This window comes from Allobosea sp. NPDC055353 (assembly GCF_053644975.1).
The window spans coordinates 357,201-372,462 of the sequence record NZ_JBSHMC010000002.1 but is presented as its reverse complement, the minus strand read 5'-3'; the positions used below and the strand labels follow the sequence as shown (position 1 = coordinate 372,462).

Below are 15,262 nucleotides of genomic sequence, written 5' to 3'. Positions count from 1 at the left end.
AGCGGCTTTCGTGCTGCTAATATGGGGCTTCGCGCCCAAGATTTCAGCCCCGGCACCGGCATGCATTTTCACGATGCCGTGGCAATCGAGGCAGCATCGTCACCTGACCGTCACGCGACTCCTCTAGCAGCCCGGCCACCCGCAAAGGGAGGAAAACCGGTGACGCAACAGGCGACCCAAACGGCCCGCGCAGCCCGCCGCATGACCAGCTCCGGCCTGGGGCAGGCCGTCCGGCGCAGCAAGACGCTGTCCAAGGCCGGCTTACTGGAATGGCTGTTCGCCCGCGCCTTTTCCGGTCTTGTCTATCCGCAGATCTGGGAGGACCCCGTCGTCGACATGGCGGCACTCGGGCTCAAGGCCGACGACCATGTCGTGGCGATCGCGTCCGGCTCCTGCAACATCCTCTCCTATCTGACGGCGGCGCCGATCCGGGTCAGCGCGGTCGATCTCAATGCCACCCATATCGCGCTCGGGCGGCTCAAGCTCGCGGCGCTGGCGCGGATGGAACGCCAGGAGGATTTCCTGCGCTTCTTCGGCCGGGCGAATGAGAGAGCCAATGTCGCGCTCTACGACCGCGAGATCGCTGATTATCTCGATGCCGTTTCGCGTGGCTACTGGGAAGGGCGGGGGCTCGATGGGCAACGGCGGATCAACCTCTTCGCTCGGGGTTTCCATCGCTACGGGCTGCTCGGCCGCTTCATCGGCACGGGCCATATCCTGGCGCGGCTGCTCGGAGGCAATCCCAGGGCGATGCTGGCGGCACGCGACCGGGCCGAGCAGCGGGCGCTCTACGACAGGCACCTTGCGCCGGTGTTCAAGCGCAGGCTGATCCGCTGGCTGGTGCGCCAGCCGGCCTCGCTCTACGGGCTGGGCATCCCGCCGGCACAGTACAAGGCGCTGTCCGCCGATGGCGAGGACGGCATTCTGGGTGCGCTGAAGCTCCGACTGGAACGGCTCGCCTGCGATTTCGACCTGAAGGACAATTATTTCGCCCAGCAGGCTTTCGGCCGGCGCTATGGCGAGGGGCCGGATGCAGCCTTCCCGCCTTATCTCCAGCCGGAACATTTTGCGGCGGTGAAGGAACGCGCTTCGGGCGTGTCCTATCGCCAGAGCGCGGTGACCGCTGTCCTGGAAGACCAGCCGGCCGAGAGCTGCGACGCCTATGTGCTGCTCGATGCGCAGGACTGGATGAACGATGCCGATCTGACAGCGTTGTGGTCGCAGATCACGCGCACGGCCCGGCCGGGCGCGCGGGTGATCTTCCGCACGGCCGCCGACGAGAGATTGCTGCCCGGCCGCGTGCCGGCGGCGATCCTCGACCAGTGGGATTACGAGGAGGAGAAGAGCCGCGAGCTCTGCCGGCAGGATCGCTCGGCGATCTATGGCGGCTTCCACCTCTATGTCCTGAAGGGGCAAAGCCGGTGAGCGCGGCGGAGACGCCGGCCGGCCAGGCCGCCGGGCTGATGGACCGGATCTACCGGCACCAGCGCCACATCTACGATGCCAGCCGGAAGTTCTACCTGCTCGGCCGCGACCAGCTCATCGACGGGTTGCAGCCCCCGGCCGGCGCGACCGTGCTGGAGATCGGCTGCGGCACCGGACGCAACCTGATCCGGATCGCCCGGCGCTATCCGGATTGCGCCTGCTACGGGCTCGACGTTTCCAGCGCGATGCTGGCGACGGCGCGGATGTCGGTCGCGAAAGCGGGCCTCGATGACCGGATCAGGCTTGCCCAGGCCGATGCCACCGCTTTGGATCCTCAAGCGCTGTTCGGCCTTGCCGGCTTCGACCGGATCGTCATCTCCTATGCGCTGTCGATGATCCCGCCCTGGCAGGGCGTCGTCGCCGAGGCATTGCGCCGGCTCGATGCCGGCGGCTCGCTGCATATCGTCGATTTCGGCGATCAGGCCGGGTTGCCGTGGCCGTTCAAGGCCGTGCTGCTGCGCTGGCTCGCGCTCTTCCATGTCACGCCGCGGGAGAACCTGCCGCAGGCCGTGTCGGCCATTGCCGAAGCGGCCGGGGCCGATTGCCGGCTCGGCGCGCCCTATCGCGGCTATGCGGCGCATGCCGTCGTCACGCGCTGCCGGGCGGCGTAGCGGCACGACGCGTGAATGCTTATGCTGCCGGCGATGGATGCCGCCGACGCCCCGCCCGATCCGAGCCGCTTCGAAGCTCTCCGCGACCGGCTGCGCCAGCTTTATCATGGCCGCTCGCCCGCTGCCTTGCGCTTCCAGGCGGTGACGACGGTCGTCGATCTCCTGATCATCGCCTTCTTCATCCTGACGCCGCTGCTCAGGGAAAAATCGGCCTTCCTCTGGATCGATTATTCGGTTGCGGTGATCATGATCGCCGAGATCGCGGCGCGCCTGCTCGCCTCGACCAACATGTTCAGGCTGCTGCGCCAGCCGACGATGCTGCTCGACCTGTTCATCCTGCTGACGCTGCTCATGCCGCAATGGCTGGAGAATTTCGGCTTCCTGCGCATCCTCAGGCTGTGGTCGCTCTCGCATAAGGGCATCGTCTGGGCCCAGTTCCGCGAAACCCGCTTCCGCGAATGGGAGAATGTGGTCCGGGCGCTGAGCAATATCGCGACCTTCCTCTTTGTGGTGACCGGCTTCGTCTACACATTCTTCTTCAGGCACGAGGGCGGGCTGGAGAGTTATGTCCAGGCGCTCTATTTCACGGTCGCGACGGTGACCACGACAGGGTTCGGTGACGTGGTCCTGCCGGGTATCGCCGGCAAGCTGACTTCGATCCTGGTGATGATCGTCGGGATCACGCTGTTCGTGCGCCTGGCGCAGGCGCTGTTCCGCCCGAACAAGGTGCTGTTTCCCTGCCCGGAATGCGCGCTCCAGCGCCACGAGCCCGATGCGGTCTATTGCAAGGCCTGCGGGCACAAGCTCAAGATTCCCGACGACGACCCCTGAGGCGGCGATCGTTCAATGCCGGGTTTCGGTCTCGGTCTCGCGCTCAGCCTTGTCCTCGACCCGGATCGCCGATTTCCGGGGCATGCCGATGATGCGCCCGATCGTGACCGGCAGCGGCATCATCCTGTGGGCCGCCTTCATCAGGGCGATATTGGCCAGGATATCGGCCGGGAAGGGCGTGACCTTGCGACTGATCATGTCGACATGCAGCGACAGGTTCTCGCTGGTCGCCGCGAGCCAGCCCTCGTTGGCGTGCCGCATCTCGAGATAGTAATGCAGGCGCTTGTCGTCGAAGGCGATGAGCTGCGCGGTGATGCGCACGGTATCGCCCTCGGTCAGTTCGCGCTTGTAGAGGATATGGCACTCCGCCGCGAAGGTGGAGGCGTGGCGCGTCTCGACATAGTCGCGGGTCAGGCCGACCAGCGAGAAGACCTCGTCAACCGCGCGGTCGAACAGCACATGGTAATAGGCCATGTTGAGATGGCCGTTATAGTCGATCCATTGCGGCTCGACCCGCATCGCCGAGGAGACGAAGGGGGCGAAGAACAGCGCCGGGGCGCGCGTATCGTGTTTCATGATCGCCTCCCTGACAGGCGCCTCGTTCAAGGGCCGGCGGCATTATTGCCGCTGCCCATTTCATCGTCGCATGATCTAGTATGCATCGCTCGCAAGCGGCGTCAGCATCTTGGACCGGCCAGTATGGCAGGACCATGTCGAAGCGTAACCAATTGCGAAACCGATCTGTTCCAAGTCTAAGTGCCAGAACCGGATATTGACAATGAGCCTGCCTGCCACCGCTCCTCATGACAGCCCTGTCCCAGCCGCAGTGCTGCCGCCCTCTCCGGAGGCGATCGCGGCGGTGACGCAAGGCCTGGCCGCGAGCTTCGGCAACCGGCTGGTGACCAGCCTGGCCGTGCGCCAGCAGCACGGCCACACACTGACCTGGATTCCGAACCAGCCGCCGGATGCGGTGGTGTTCCCGCAGAACACGGACGAGGTCTCCGAGATCGTGAAACTCTGCGCCGCCCATGGCGTGCCCGTCATCGCCTTCGGCACCGGCACGTCGCTGGAGGGCCATGTCAACGCCGCCTTCGGCGGCGTCTGCATCGACATGTCGCAGATGAAACGGATCATCGCGGTTCACGCCGAGGATCTCGACGTCGTCGTCGAGGCCGGCGTCACCCGCAAGGAACTCAACGAGCATCTGCGCGACCAGGGGCTGATGTTCCCGATCGATCCCGGCGCCGACGCCTCGATCGGCGGCATGGCCGCGACGCGCGCCTCGGGCACCAATGCCGTCCGCTATGGCACGATGAAGGACAATGTCCTGGCGCTGACCGCGGTGATGGCCGATGGGTCGATCGTCAGGACCTCGACGCGGGCCCGCAAGACCTCGGCCGGCTATGACCTTACCCGCCTGCTCGTCGGCTCGGAAGGGACGCTCGGCATCATCACCGAGGTGACGCTGAAGCTGCACGGCATTCCGGAGGCGGTTTCCGCCGGCGTCTGCCCGTTCCCCTCGGTGAAGGCGGCCTGCGACGCCACGATCCTGACCATCCAGACCGGGCTGCCGGTGGCGCGCATCGAACTGCTCGACGACGTGATGATCCGCGGCGTCAATCTGCATGCCAAGCTCGGCCTGGCCGAGACGACGATGCTCTTCGTCGAATTCCACGGCACGGAGGCCGGCGTTAAGGAGCAGTCCGAGCGCTTCGGCGAGATCGCGGCCGAATTCGGCGGCGGCCCGTTCGAATGGGCGACCAAGGCCGAGGACCGCTCGAAGCTCTGGCAGGCCCGGCACGACGCCTATTGGGCGGCGAAGGCGCTCAGGCCCGGCTTCGACTCGGTCGCGACCGATGTCTGCGTGCCGATCTCGCGACTGGCCGAATGCGTCGAGGAGACCAAGCGCGACATTGAAGCCACCGGCCTGATCGCGCCGATCGCCGGCCATGTCGGCGACGGCAATTTCCACACGCAGCCGCTGGTCGATCTCGCTGATGCCGCCGAGGTCGAGCGGGCGCAGGGCTTCATCGACCGGCTGGTGAAGCGCGCGCTCGCCATGGGCGGCACCTGCACCGGCGAGCACGGCGTCGGCCAGAAGAAGATGAAGTATCTCGAACTCGAGCACGGGGCCGAGGCGCTCGCGGTGATGCGGGTGCTGAAACGGTCGCTCGATCCGCGCAATATCCTCAATCCCGGGAAAATCGTCGCCCTGTGACGTCGTCGCGGCTTGCGCCATTCGCTTGCTTCGCCGAAATGTCGTGATCTCGCCGCGACTTGCGGGCAGGATGGGGTTAAGCTCCGGCATTGGCCGTCATTGCGAGGAGCGGAGCGACGAAGCAATCCAGGAGGGCTGGGCTCGACGTTTCTACCCGGTCCTCCTGGATTGCTTCGCTGCGCTCGCAATGACGTCCCAGGTTGGCGGCGTTCCACCATGGCGACAGGGGCAGATAGCGGAATTTGCGTGAGAGTCTGACAGTTCTGGCCGGCCTGCTGGTGCTGACGCTGCTGGCGGCCCTGATCGGCCCCGGTTTCGTCGACTGGCAGGCCTATCGGCCGCAGATCGAGGCGCGGCTGAGCGAAGCGCTCGGCGTCGAGACGCAGATCGGCGGCGGGATCGGCCTGCGGCTGCTGCCATCGCCACGCATTGCGCTCGCGGATGTGCGGATCGGGCCTGGCGACGGTGCGGCAAGTTCAGCCACGGCCGAACATGTGACCGTGGAACTGGCGCTGGCGGCCCTGGCCCGCGGCGAATTTCGTTTCTCCGAAGCGCGGCTCGACGGTGCGGCGGTTTCTCTCTCGCTGGACGAGGCGGGCGTCATTCGCCTGCCCGAGCGAAGCGGCAAGGGTATTCCGGCCGGGGCGAGCCTCGACCGTCTGACGATCAGCCGCTCGACCCTGATCTGGCGCGAGGCCGGGAAACCAGCCGTCACGCTCTCGCCGATCGCGGCCGAAATGTCGGCGGTCAGCCTTGCCGGCCCGTGGCGCTTCGAGGGCGAGGTTGCGGGCGCGTCGTTGCGCGTCACGACGGGCGAGATGGAGGCCGACGGGCGGCTGCGGACGAAAGCCTATCTCACCGGTGAGGACCTGCAGCTCGGCTTCGACGGAGCACTGCTCTTCCCGAAGGGCACTGACGGCTTCGGGGCGGAACTGGACGGTGCCTTCAACCTCTCGCCGGGCGGGGCGGTCGCGCTGACGGGTCGCGTCAAGGGTGGCAGCCGGCAGCTCGACCTCGCCGGGCTCACGCTCGATGTCGCGGGCGGGGCGGCGCGCCTGGAAGGGGAGGGGCAGTACCTGCCCGGAACGGGCAAGGGCTCGCTGGCGCTGCGCGCAAGGCGGCTCGATGCCGATGCGCTGATGATGGCGCTGGCCGAGCGGCAGGGTTTTGAGCGCGCCTTGCAGGGCCTGCCCGGCGCTTTCGATCTCAGCCTCGATCTCGATCAGTTGATCTGGCATGGCGAGGATTTCTCGACGCTCGCCCTGCGCGGGCGCCTGCATGACGGCGGCCTGAGCGATGCCTCCGCTTCGGTGCGCGTGGCCGGCGCCTTGCTGGGCGCGAGCGGAAGCCTGAATGCGGAAGGCGCCTCGGGCCGGTTCAACCTCAAGGCCGACGATGCCCGCCGTGTCGGGCTGGTGCTGGCGCGGGCCGGGCTCGATCCGGCCCTGGCCGATTTCATTGCGCGCCTCGGGCGGATCGATGCCGATGCCGTCGGTGCCTGGACGGGTGAGGGCGGCCGGTTCCAGCGGCTGCTGGTCGCGGGCTCGTCGGGTCTGCGCCTCGATGCTTCCGGCGAGATCGCACCGAACCGGATCGCGGCGAAGGCCTCCGTGAATGGGCTTTCGCTCGATACCCTGCCGCCCGGCACCAGTCTCTCCGGCCTGCTCCGGCAGCGGGACGTGGCGCTGGAGCTCGCGCTCACCAATCTGCGCTTCCGCAACGCGCCGCCGGGCTCGGCCAATCTCGACCTCCGGCGCGAGGGCGATATCTGGCGCCTGAGCCGGCTCTCGGTCGAAGGCTTCGGCGGCGTGGCGATTACGGGCGCCGGTGCGCTTCTGGCCGAAGGCGGCGAGATTTCCGGTCGGGTGCGGGCGCCGCGCTTCGAGACATTGACGGCGCTGGCCGGGCCGCTGCTGCCGGAAACCGCGGTGCAGGCGCTCCGGCGCGTCAGCGAGGGGTTGGCGCGGCTCGATACCGGTTTCCGCCTGACGCGCGCAGCCTCGGGCGAGACCAGCCTGTCCGCCGAAGGCACGGCCGCGGCCGGCCAGCTCAAGCTCGATGGACGGATCGACCGGGCCGGCAACTGGAGCCGGGTGGGGCTCGCCTTCGACCTCGGCGATCGGCGGCAGGCTTTCGCGGCTTTCGGCCTGCCGCTGCCGCAGCAGGGCGGCGCGGGGCGGTTCAACCTCGAACTGGACCGGGGCAAGGCAACCGGTTCGCTGGCGGGGCAGGGGCTGTCCGTTGTCGTCGAGGATAGCGGACAGGGGCCTCGACTGAGCTTGCAGGCGGACGGGCCGGGACAGATCCTTGCCGAGGGGCCAGCGCGGTTGCTGCCGGACGGCGTCATCGATGCGCATGCGCGGCTCACGATAGCCGAGGAGGCGATCCGGCTCGACGAGATCACCGCCCATCTCGGCGGGATGGCGGCAAGCGGCTCGCTGCTGGTGCCGCGCGAGGGGCGCTCGTCAGGTCGTATCGCGGTCCCGACCGTCGATCTGCGTCCGCTGATGAATGCGGCGCTCGGGCAGGTCGCCGCTGCTCCCGGTGCGATCTGGTCGACCGGGCGCTTCGGGCGCATTGCCGGGTTCCCCGATTTCGACATTGCGGTCGAGACCGGCGCGCTGCTCGCCTTCGAGGACGGCACGATCCGCAACGCCGCTTTCACCCTGCGGACGGATCAGGACGGCCTCAGGATCGACGATATCCGCGGCAGCTATGGCGGCGGGCAGGTCGCCGGGCGCCTCGGCCTGCGGCGCGACGGCGGGCTGGCCCAGCTCAACGGGCGGCTCAGCCTGATGGCAATCGATCTTGGCGAATTGACCAGGGGCGCCGTCGGCGGCAGGGCTTCCGGGCAGATCGAGTTCGGCGGTTCGGGCGAGACGCCGGCGCGGCTGGTCGCGGGCCTGAGCGGTGCCGGCAGCCTGACGCTCAACGGCACGCGTCTCGCCCGCTTCGACCCCAACGCCTATGCGCGCGTCATCGCCGGGACTGGCGAGGATGCGTCCGAGAGCGACGCTTCGCGCTTGCGGGACCGTCTCAGTGCGGCCCTCGACAAGGATGCCTGGGCTCTCGGTGACATTGCATTGCCGTTCACCCTGGCCGGCGGATTGATCCGGCTCCAGCCCTTCGCCTTCGAGCGCAGCGGGTTGCGTGCCGAGGCGAGCGGCGTTCTCGACCTGCGCGCGCTGACCGCCGATCTCAGGCTCGGTCTGAAGCCGCTGGGTGCCCTGCCCAAGGGTTGGCCGGGCGACGCGCCGCAGATCGGCATCGCCTGGCGCGGGCCGCTGTCGAATCTCCGGCGCGAGAGCGATGTCAGCGCCTTGTCGAACACGGTTGCGGCGCGGGCGCTGGCGCGCGAGATCGAGCGGGTCGAGGCTTTCGAGGCCGATGCGCGCGAGCGTTCGCTCCATGCGCGCCGGCTCCGGGCGGAGCGCGAGATGCGTGAGAACGAGCGCAAGCTGGGCGAGTTCCTGAAGGCGCAGGAGGAGGCTCGCCTCGCCGAGGAGAAGCGCCAGGAAGAGGCGCGGCGCATCGAGGAGGAACGGCGCCTGGCTGAAGAGAAGCGCGCCGAGGAGATCAGGCGCGCCGAGCAGGCCCGTGCCGAACTGGAAGCGCGCCGACGGGCGGAAGCCGAAGAGCGCGCCCGGGCCGCAGCCGAGCGGGCGGCTGCGCAATCGACGGCGCCGCAAGCTCAGCCACAACCGCAGCCCGGCCCGCTCGTGCTGCCGGGGGCGCCGCGCAGCAGCGCGCCGGAAGGGGCGGTGCAACCTCCGACCGGCGGTGTCGCTCCGCTGCCGCCGCCGATGCAGATACAGCCGGCACCGCAGCCGCGCAGCGCGCCGATGCCCTGAGAGGTTGATTCAAGCGCTTCGCGATTTGATTCCGGAATTCGCTGCAAGTCATTGAGCAGGAGCGGATTTGTTCGCGGCGGTTGCGCCGGCTCCGCACACGAATCTCTTGTCATTCCGGGGCGCGCCGCAGGCGCGAACCCGGAACCCACGACGGGGTCGAACGTCCAGGCCGGGTTACCAAGGGCTCGCCCAGTCGTGGGTTCCGGGTTCCTCGCTGCGCGAAGCCCCGGAATGACAAGGAGGAGCCTGATCCGAAGCGGCTCGGCGATCGTCCGCACCGCCTCAGATGTTGCCCGCCAACTTCCGGTAATGCGCCAGTGCATGCAGCCGCAGGGCGGAGGAGAGGTTCAGTTCGCCCCGCCCGGAATCGACCTCGGCGACTAGCGCCGCGATCGGGCGATCCTCGCTGGCCGCGATCTCCTTCAGCGCTTCCCAGAAGGGCGCCTCCAGCGAGATGCTGGTGCGGTGGCCGGCGATGCTGAGCGAGCGCTTGCGCTCAGGTCTCATGCCGGCTCCGGCTCGTCGCGGTCGCGCTTGTGCCCGTCGATATGGCGGGTGGCCTTGTCGCGCTCGGCCTCGGTGAGCTTACGCTCGGCCTTGGTCCGGCCGAAGGAGATGCGGTTCTGCTCGGCCGTCTTTTCAGCCTCCGCACGTGCCTTCTGCTTGCGCGCCTGACGGAGGTTGATGATCTCGGCCACCGGGCGAGCCTCGCGTCAGGCCGGGCCGAGCATCAGCTCGGGCTTGACTGTGCTGTCGAAGAGCTCGGCATCGACGCCGGCCTTGAGCGCTTCCTCGCGCAGCGTCGTGCCGTTGTGATGGGCGGCCTTGGCGATGCTGGCGGCTTTGTCGTAGCCGATCGCCGGCGCCAGCGCCGTCACCAGCATCAGCGAGCGCGAGAGCAGCTCCTTGAGCTGCGCCTCGTTGGCCTCGATGCCCTCGACGCAGTTGACGCGGAAGCTCTCGGCCGCGTCGGCGAGCAGCCGGACCGATTGCAGGAAGGCGGCTGCGATCACCGGCTTGAAGACATTGAGCTCGAAATGGCCCTGGGATGCTGCGAAGCCGATCGTCGCCTGATTGCCGTGGACCTGGGTCGCGACCATGGTCAGCGCTTCGGCTTGCGTGGGATTGACCTTGCCCGGCATGATCGAGGAACCGGGCTCGTTCTCCGGCAGGCTGATCTCGCCCAGCCCCGAGCGCGGGCCGGAGCCCATCAGGCGGATGTCGTTGGCGATCTTGAACAGGTCGGAAGCGAGCGCGGCGAGCGCGCCATGGGCGGCGGCGAGCGCGCCATGGCTCGCCAGCGCCTCGAACTTGTTGTCGGCGCTGCGGAAGGGCAGGCCGGTCAGCGTCGCGGCTTCCTTGGCGAAGAAGGCGGCGAAATCCGGATGGGTGTTGAGGCCGGTACCGACGGCCGTGCCGCCCTGCGCCAACGCATAGAGCCCGCCGAGCGCGGCCTCGATCCGGCCGATGCCGAGATGAAGCTGCATCGCATAACCGGAGAATTCCTGGCCGAGGGTGACCGGGGTCGCATCCTGGAGATGGGTGCGGCCGATCTTGACGAGATGCCTGAAGGCCCCGGCCTTGGCGTTCAACGCCTTTTCGAGATTGCGCAGCGCCGGCAGCAGGCGGCGCGTGATCTCCAGCACCGCCGCGATATGCATCGCGGTCGGGAAGGCGTCGTTCGAGGACTGGCCGCGATTGACGTGGTCGTTGGGGTGGACCGGACTCTTGGCACCGAGCCCCGCGCCGAGCAATTCATTGGCGCGGTTCGCCAGGACCTCGTTGGCGTTCATGTTGGACTGGGTGCCCGACCCGGTCTGCCAAATCACCAGCGGGAAATGCCCGTCGAACTTGCCGGCGAGCGCCTCGTCCGCGGCATGGGCGATCGCGCCGGCGACGCGCTGGTCGAGCAGGCCGAGCCTGGCGTTGACATGGGCGGCAGCCTTCTTGACCAGCACCAGCGCATGGACCAGCGGCAGCGGCATGCGTTCGCTCTCGCCACCGATGCGGAAATTCTCGAGGGAGCGCTGCGTCTGCGCGCCCCAGTATCGATCCGCGGGCACCGCGATCGGGCCGAAGGAATCGGTTTCGGTGCGCGTTTCGGTCATGGCGTCCGTCGTTGTCAGGGCTTCTTGCGGAAGGAATCGAGGCTGACCACCTCGGCGCTGCCGCGGCTGTCGTCGCCCTCGGCAGCCGGTTCGGCTTTAGCCGATGCGGCGGCGGGCTCGGCGGCGGGTGCCTTGCCCTTGGCGGCGGGAAGGGCGGCCGGCATGATCTTCGCCGGCGCCGGAGGCACCTCTGCGGGCTCGGCTTCCTGCGAAACTGCGTCTTCGGCCTGGTCTTGGGCCTCGAATTTCAGGCCGAACTGGACCGAAGGGTCGAAGAAGGTCGAGATCGCGTCGAAGGGCACGAGCAGCCGCTCCGGCACGCCGGAGAAGGAGAGGCCGACCTCGAAGGAATGCTCGCCCACGCTCAGGTCCCAGAACTGATGCTGCAGGACGATCGTCATCTCGTCGGGATGCTTCTCGCGCAGGCGCTGCGACAGGCGCACGCCCGGCGCCTGGGTGCGGAACGTGACATAGAAATGGTGCTCGCCCGGCAGCCCGTCGCGTGCGGCCTCCGTCAGGATCTTGCGGACCACGCCCTTCAGCGCGTCCTGCACCATGAGATCGTAACGAAGAACATCCTTGGACATCGAGGCGCGATTTCCGCTTGTTGCGTTCCGGCGGGAACAGCCGGCAGGCCGTCAGAAAAAGAAGTGGAGGCTTCTGTTGCCAGGCGCCTCCGAGCCCCGCCTTACGCGGCTAAGCGCAAGGGCTTTGGTTTGGGAACCAGCACCGCTTACGCGGCGACGGCAACCCGAGCATTGTTGTCGTTGGCAACTATGCTTTGGCCCGATAACGGCGGAACCATGCCGAGCAAAAGGATAACCTTTACACCCTCGTCGATCCTGTTTCGCCCCCGCCGCAGCCCTGCAACCATCCGGCTGCAAGTTCCTGCTGCTCGCGCCGCAGGGCTGGGGTGGAGGCGCCGGGTACTGCCCCCGGGTCCGAAAGGCTTATTTCGAGATCCGTTTATCGCCATAGCCGTTCTTGCGAGCGGCACCTGCGAATATAGGGAAGCCCGTGGCGTTGGGAAAGGGTTCTCATGCGTTTTCGACAAAGAGTGAGGCTTCACCGCCTCAATCGAGAATGCGACCATTTCTGATGTCGATGTCGAGGCTCATCTCGTCGTCCTCGGCGGTGCGGCCGGCAACCTCCCAGCGATCACCGGAGCGGACGATCTCCTCGACATGGACGAGCCCGGCGCTCCAGGCGATGTCGCGGGCCTGCCGCTCGGAGATCATCGGGCTGGCGAAGGTCTCCTCGCCATGGGCGGAAACCGCGGCCACGGCATTGAGAAGCAGCGCCACCAGCAGACGGCGCGGGCGGGTCAGGGTCGGCATGTCGACTATCCCTACGAATCGAGCGCGCGATGAGCGGCGCCGATTGGGGCGGGTTTGCGGACGGGAAGGCCTCACGGGCTGTCGCGTTTGCGTGAGGGGACAGGTTCCCGCCATACGCTGGCAGGAGGTGCGGCAAAGGCTGGGGATGCCTGCCTGCCGGACAGGGCCAAGCGACGCGTCAGCCGCTATAGTCGCGCGCCTTCCAGAGAGTCGCCATGCGCCAGTATCACGACCTGCTCCAACGCGTCCTGACCGAGGGCGTCCGCAAGGACGACCGCACCGGCACGCTGGCCGTCTTCGGCCACCGGATGCGCCTGTTCCAGTTCTTCGTTGCGAACGGCAGGCTCTCCGGCCAGCTCTACCAGCGCTTGGCCGATGTCTTCCTCGGCGTGCGTTTCGTTCCCGGCATGGCAACGCACGTCGATGAATGGCTTTCTCGGCATGTACGGACTTTTCCAGAGCAGCGTGCAGCATAGCGCTATGATCAATGAGTGATCGAAGTTCCTGTCGAGGGAGCGGCTGCGGCAGGCGCTGTAGCCAGATCTCGATTGGCTTGACGGATCGTTATCCGCCCGCATTTCCGATGCGGTGCGGGTGAAAGCTGCAGGAGGCAGGAATGAGCGGGCGGCACCCGGAATACCAATTTCTCGATCTTCTCTCGAGCGTTCTGGAACACGGCGACGAGAGGCTGGATCGTACCGGGGTCGGCACCCGGTCCATCTTTGGCGCGATGGCCCGCTTTGATCTATCGGACGGGACGGTCCCGATTCTCACAACCAAGCGCATCTTCTGGAAAACGGCAGTGAAAGAAATGCTCTGGTTTCTGACCGGGCAGACCAATATTCAGCCGCTGATTCGCGAGAATGTGCGAATATGGACGGACTGGCCGCTGGCCAAATACCGCCGCGAAACCGGGCTAGACATCAATCAGTCCGAATTCGAGAAGCGCATTGCGGAGGATGACGAGTTTGCCAGAGAATGGGGTGATCTGGGCCCCGTGTACGGCAAGCAATGGCGTCGGTGGCTGGGGCCTGATGGTCGTGAGCACGATCAGATTGAGGGTCTGATCAAGACATTGCGTAATAATCCGTCGAGTCGTCGGATGTTGTTCCACGGCTGGAACGTCGCCGAGCTAGGTCAGATGGCGCTTCCGCCGTGCCATATGGTCTATCAGTATCACGTTACCTCTGATGGTCGCCTGAACTCTCTGTGTTTCCAGAGGTCGGCAGATTTGCTCCTTGGGGTCGGATTCAACTGGGTAAACTGCTGCGCCCTTCAATTGATGATAGCGCAACAAGCCGGATTGAAACTGGGTAGTTTTGTTTGGTTTGGCGGAGATGTGCATCTCTACTTAAATCATCTTGAACAGGCTCGAGAGCAGATGGCCCGTGACCCACGTCCGTTGCCAAAAATGCGCCTGACGCGGCACGCTGCGAGCATCGATGACTACCGGATCGAGGACTTTGAGGTCGAGGGCTATTCGCCTCACGCCGTCATCAAGGCAGACGTCGCGGTCTGAGTTCAGCGATGGCCGGCCACCACGATATCTCGGGATCTGACTGGAGTCGGAGCTGATCCGGTTCCGAGCTGCCTGGTCCGCTGATCTGAGCCCTTAAAACTGGATCGCTTCGGGTTAGAGTTTTCGGCGTCGTTTCTCTTGGGGCTGGGAGGAGCGGAAGACGATGAAGGATTCGAAGCGCGCCGCGATGAAGGATTCGAAGCGCGCCGCCAAAAGGCTCAACGCACTTGGCTGCGAGAACGACGCTCGCCCAACATCGAAAGGATCTGAATCCTTCCGATTTGCTGTCGATGAGCTGACATTCAATCCGGCGACCGGCCAATCGGGCGGGTTATCATCTCGAACTCCTGGCTCGGCAAATCAACCGAAAGACGTCCTTATCGTGCCCCAAAGTACTTTCGCCCGCTCTGCGATCGTAGCTGAGAGCTCCCGGCCCAATCGCGAACGGCTTTGCCAGGCGGGGAAAACGAAGCCGTAGCGCAGTTCGATGACGGGGCGGAACGGCCGGAAGATCAAGCCTGGCGTTCCGCTTGAATGCGCGACGAAGGGGTCCGCGACGCAACAGCCGAGGCCGCGCGCAGCGAGTTGGCATGCGATCATGCCGCTCTGCGTCTCGAAGCGCGAATCCGGCGCAACGCCTGTCTCGTCCGCCTGGCGCTCGATCTCCTTCTGGATCAGCGAGCGGCGGTGGGTGGCAATGAAGCTGGTGCTGGCGAGGTCCGCGACCGTCACGGCCTCCAGCCGCGCCAGCGGATGGCTGTCCGCCATGGCTGCCACGGCCTCGATGCGCAAGAATTCCTCGGTCTCGAAACCGGCATGGCTGATCGGGAGAACGGTGATGCCGAGATCGAAATGCTCCTGGCCCAGCCAGTTGTCGATGTCGATGCGAACCCGGGAATCGACGCTGGCCGTGAAGCGGGGCGCGCTCCGGGACAGCGTGGCCACCGCATCGATGACGATCGCTTCGGCGACATGCGGCGCGGCGAGCACCCGGATGTGGTGGCGCCCGCCGCGGCGCAGTTGGGAGGCAAAGCGCTCGAGCCCGTCATGGCCCTGCAGCAGCCGCTCGACATGCTGGTAGAACTCACGGCCTTCGGCGGTCAGCGTCAGGCGTTTGTTGTGCCGATCGAAAAGCTGGAAACCGAGCTCGGCCTCGAGCGCGCTGAGCAGCCGCCCGATCTGCGGCTGGGTACGTCCGAGCCGGACCGCAGCCTGCGATACCGTTCCGGCCTCGACGAAGGCGCGCAGCGCCTCCAAACCTCGCAACCCCAGCATTCGGCTCCGCCCTTATGTGAAAAAGGC

General features: G+C 66.6%; 13 protein-coding genes, 1 other RNA gene and 2 pseudogenes. 8 read left to right on the top strand and 8 right to left on the bottom strand.

Annotated elements, in window-relative coordinates:
• Positions 1 to 201 precede the first annotated feature (201 nt).
• From ACWIEX_RS15105 to ACWIEX_RS15095, 3 genes are read left to right on the top strand one after another with little or no spacing between them, the layout of a single operon-like run.
• Entirely contained in the window at positions 202 to 1,425 is a 1,224-nt protein-coding gene (locus ACWIEX_RS15105; protein ID WP_454033843.1) for a BtaA family protein, read from the top strand.
• Positions 1,422 to 2,096: a class I SAM-dependent methyltransferase gene (locus ACWIEX_RS15100; protein WP_454033842.1), complete on the top strand. Its 675-nt coding sequence runs from the start codon at positions 1,422 to 1,424 to the stop codon at positions 2,094 to 2,096. Before ACWIEX_RS15105 ends, ACWIEX_RS15100 begins: the two co-directional genes overlap by 4 nt.
• A gap of 21 nt (positions 2,097 to 2,117) precedes the next feature.
• Positions 2,118 to 2,927 carry a potassium channel family protein gene (locus tag ACWIEX_RS15095; protein ID WP_454034797.1) on the top strand — a complete coding sequence of 270 codons (810 nt, stop codon included), beginning with the start codon at positions 2,118 to 2,120 and terminating at the stop codon, positions 2,925 to 2,927.
• 12 nt (positions 2,928 to 2,939) lie between these two features.
• Here the strand turns inward: ACWIEX_RS15095 and ACWIEX_RS15090 are convergent, their stop codons facing one another.
• On the bottom strand, positions 2,940 to 3,503 hold the full coding sequence (locus ACWIEX_RS15090; RefSeq protein ID WP_454033841.1) for a thioesterase family protein: 564 nt from the start codon (positions 3,501 to 3,503) through the stop codon (positions 2,940 to 2,942).
• A gap of 202 nt (positions 3,504 to 3,705) precedes the next feature.
• Between ACWIEX_RS15090 and ACWIEX_RS15085 the strand changes: the two genes are divergently transcribed.
• A complete protein-coding gene (locus ACWIEX_RS15085) occupies positions 3,706 to 5,145 on the top strand; it encodes an FAD-binding oxidoreductase (RefSeq protein WP_454033840.1) in 1,440 nt (479 codons plus the stop codon).
• Positions 5,146 to 5,387: 242 nt separating this feature from the next.
• Positions 5,388 to 8,996: an AsmA family protein gene (locus ACWIEX_RS15080; RefSeq protein WP_454033839.1), complete on the top strand. Its 3,609-nt coding sequence runs from the start codon at positions 5,388 to 5,390 to the stop codon at positions 8,994 to 8,996.
• A 282-nt stretch (positions 8,997 to 9,278) separates the two neighbouring features.
• On the opposite strand, the gene ACWIEX_RS15075 is transcribed toward ACWIEX_RS15080, so the two are convergent.
• The 6 genes from ACWIEX_RS15075 to ACWIEX_RS15050 form a co-directional block, all read right to left on the bottom strand.
• Positions 9,279 to 9,503, bottom strand: a complete 225-nt coding sequence (locus tag ACWIEX_RS15075) for a ribbon-helix-helix domain-containing protein (RefSeq protein WP_454033838.1) — start codon at positions 9,501 to 9,503, stop codon at positions 9,279 to 9,281.
• The gene (locus ACWIEX_RS15070) at positions 9,500 to 9,694 is read right to left on the bottom strand and encodes a DUF4169 family protein (RefSeq protein WP_454033837.1); all 195 of its coding nucleotides are present in this window, start codon (positions 9,692 to 9,694) and stop codon (positions 9,500 to 9,502) included. The genes ACWIEX_RS15075 and ACWIEX_RS15070 overlap by 4 nt, the downstream gene beginning before the upstream one ends.
• 15 nt (positions 9,695 to 9,709) lie before the next feature.
• Positions 9,710 to 11,104, bottom strand: a complete 1,395-nt coding sequence (gene fumC, locus ACWIEX_RS15065; protein ID WP_454033836.1) for a class II fumarate hydratase — start codon at positions 11,102 to 11,104, stop codon at positions 9,710 to 9,712.
• 14 nt (positions 11,105 to 11,118) lie between these two features.
• Complete coding sequence (locus ACWIEX_RS15060; protein WP_454033835.1) at positions 11,119 to 11,691, bottom strand: SspB family protein; 573 nt, start codon at positions 11,689 to 11,691, stop codon at positions 11,119 to 11,121.
• A gap of 62 nt (positions 11,692 to 11,753) precedes the next feature.
• Positions 11,754 to 12,139, bottom strand: a transfer-messenger RNA (tmRNA) gene (gene ssrA, locus ACWIEX_RS15055).
• A gap of 38 nt (positions 12,140 to 12,177) precedes the next feature.
• Positions 12,178 to 12,441, bottom strand: a complete 264-nt coding sequence (locus tag ACWIEX_RS15050) for a hypothetical protein (RefSeq protein WP_454033834.1) — start codon at positions 12,439 to 12,441, stop codon at positions 12,178 to 12,180.
• A 215-nt stretch (positions 12,442 to 12,656) separates the two neighbouring features.
• On the opposite strand from ACWIEX_RS15050, the pseudogene ACWIEX_RS15045 reads away from it, so the two are divergent.
• The 3 genes and pseudogenes from ACWIEX_RS15045 to thyA form a co-directional block, all read left to right on the top strand.
• Positions 12,657 to 12,782: pseudogene (locus ACWIEX_RS15045) on the top strand (thymidylate synthase); the annotation flags it as partial.
• Positions 12,756 to 12,839 (top strand): annotated as a pseudogene (locus ACWIEX_RS15040) (thymidylate synthase); the annotation flags it as partial. The pseudogenes ACWIEX_RS15045 and ACWIEX_RS15040, both read left to right, overlap by 27 nt.
• A gap of 218 nt (positions 12,840 to 13,057) precedes the next feature.
• A complete protein-coding gene (gene thyA, locus ACWIEX_RS15035; protein ID WP_454033833.1) occupies positions 13,058 to 13,960 on the top strand; it encodes a thymidylate synthase in 903 nt (300 codons plus the stop codon).
• Between the two features lie 360 nt (positions 13,961 to 14,320).
• Here the strand turns inward: thyA and ACWIEX_RS15030 are convergent, their stop codons facing one another.
• The gene (locus tag ACWIEX_RS15030; protein WP_454033832.1) at positions 14,321 to 15,235 is read right to left on the bottom strand and encodes a LysR family transcriptional regulator; all 915 of its coding nucleotides are present in this window, start codon (positions 15,233 to 15,235) and stop codon (positions 14,321 to 14,323) included.
• Positions 15,236 to 15,262 lie beyond the last annotated feature (27 nt).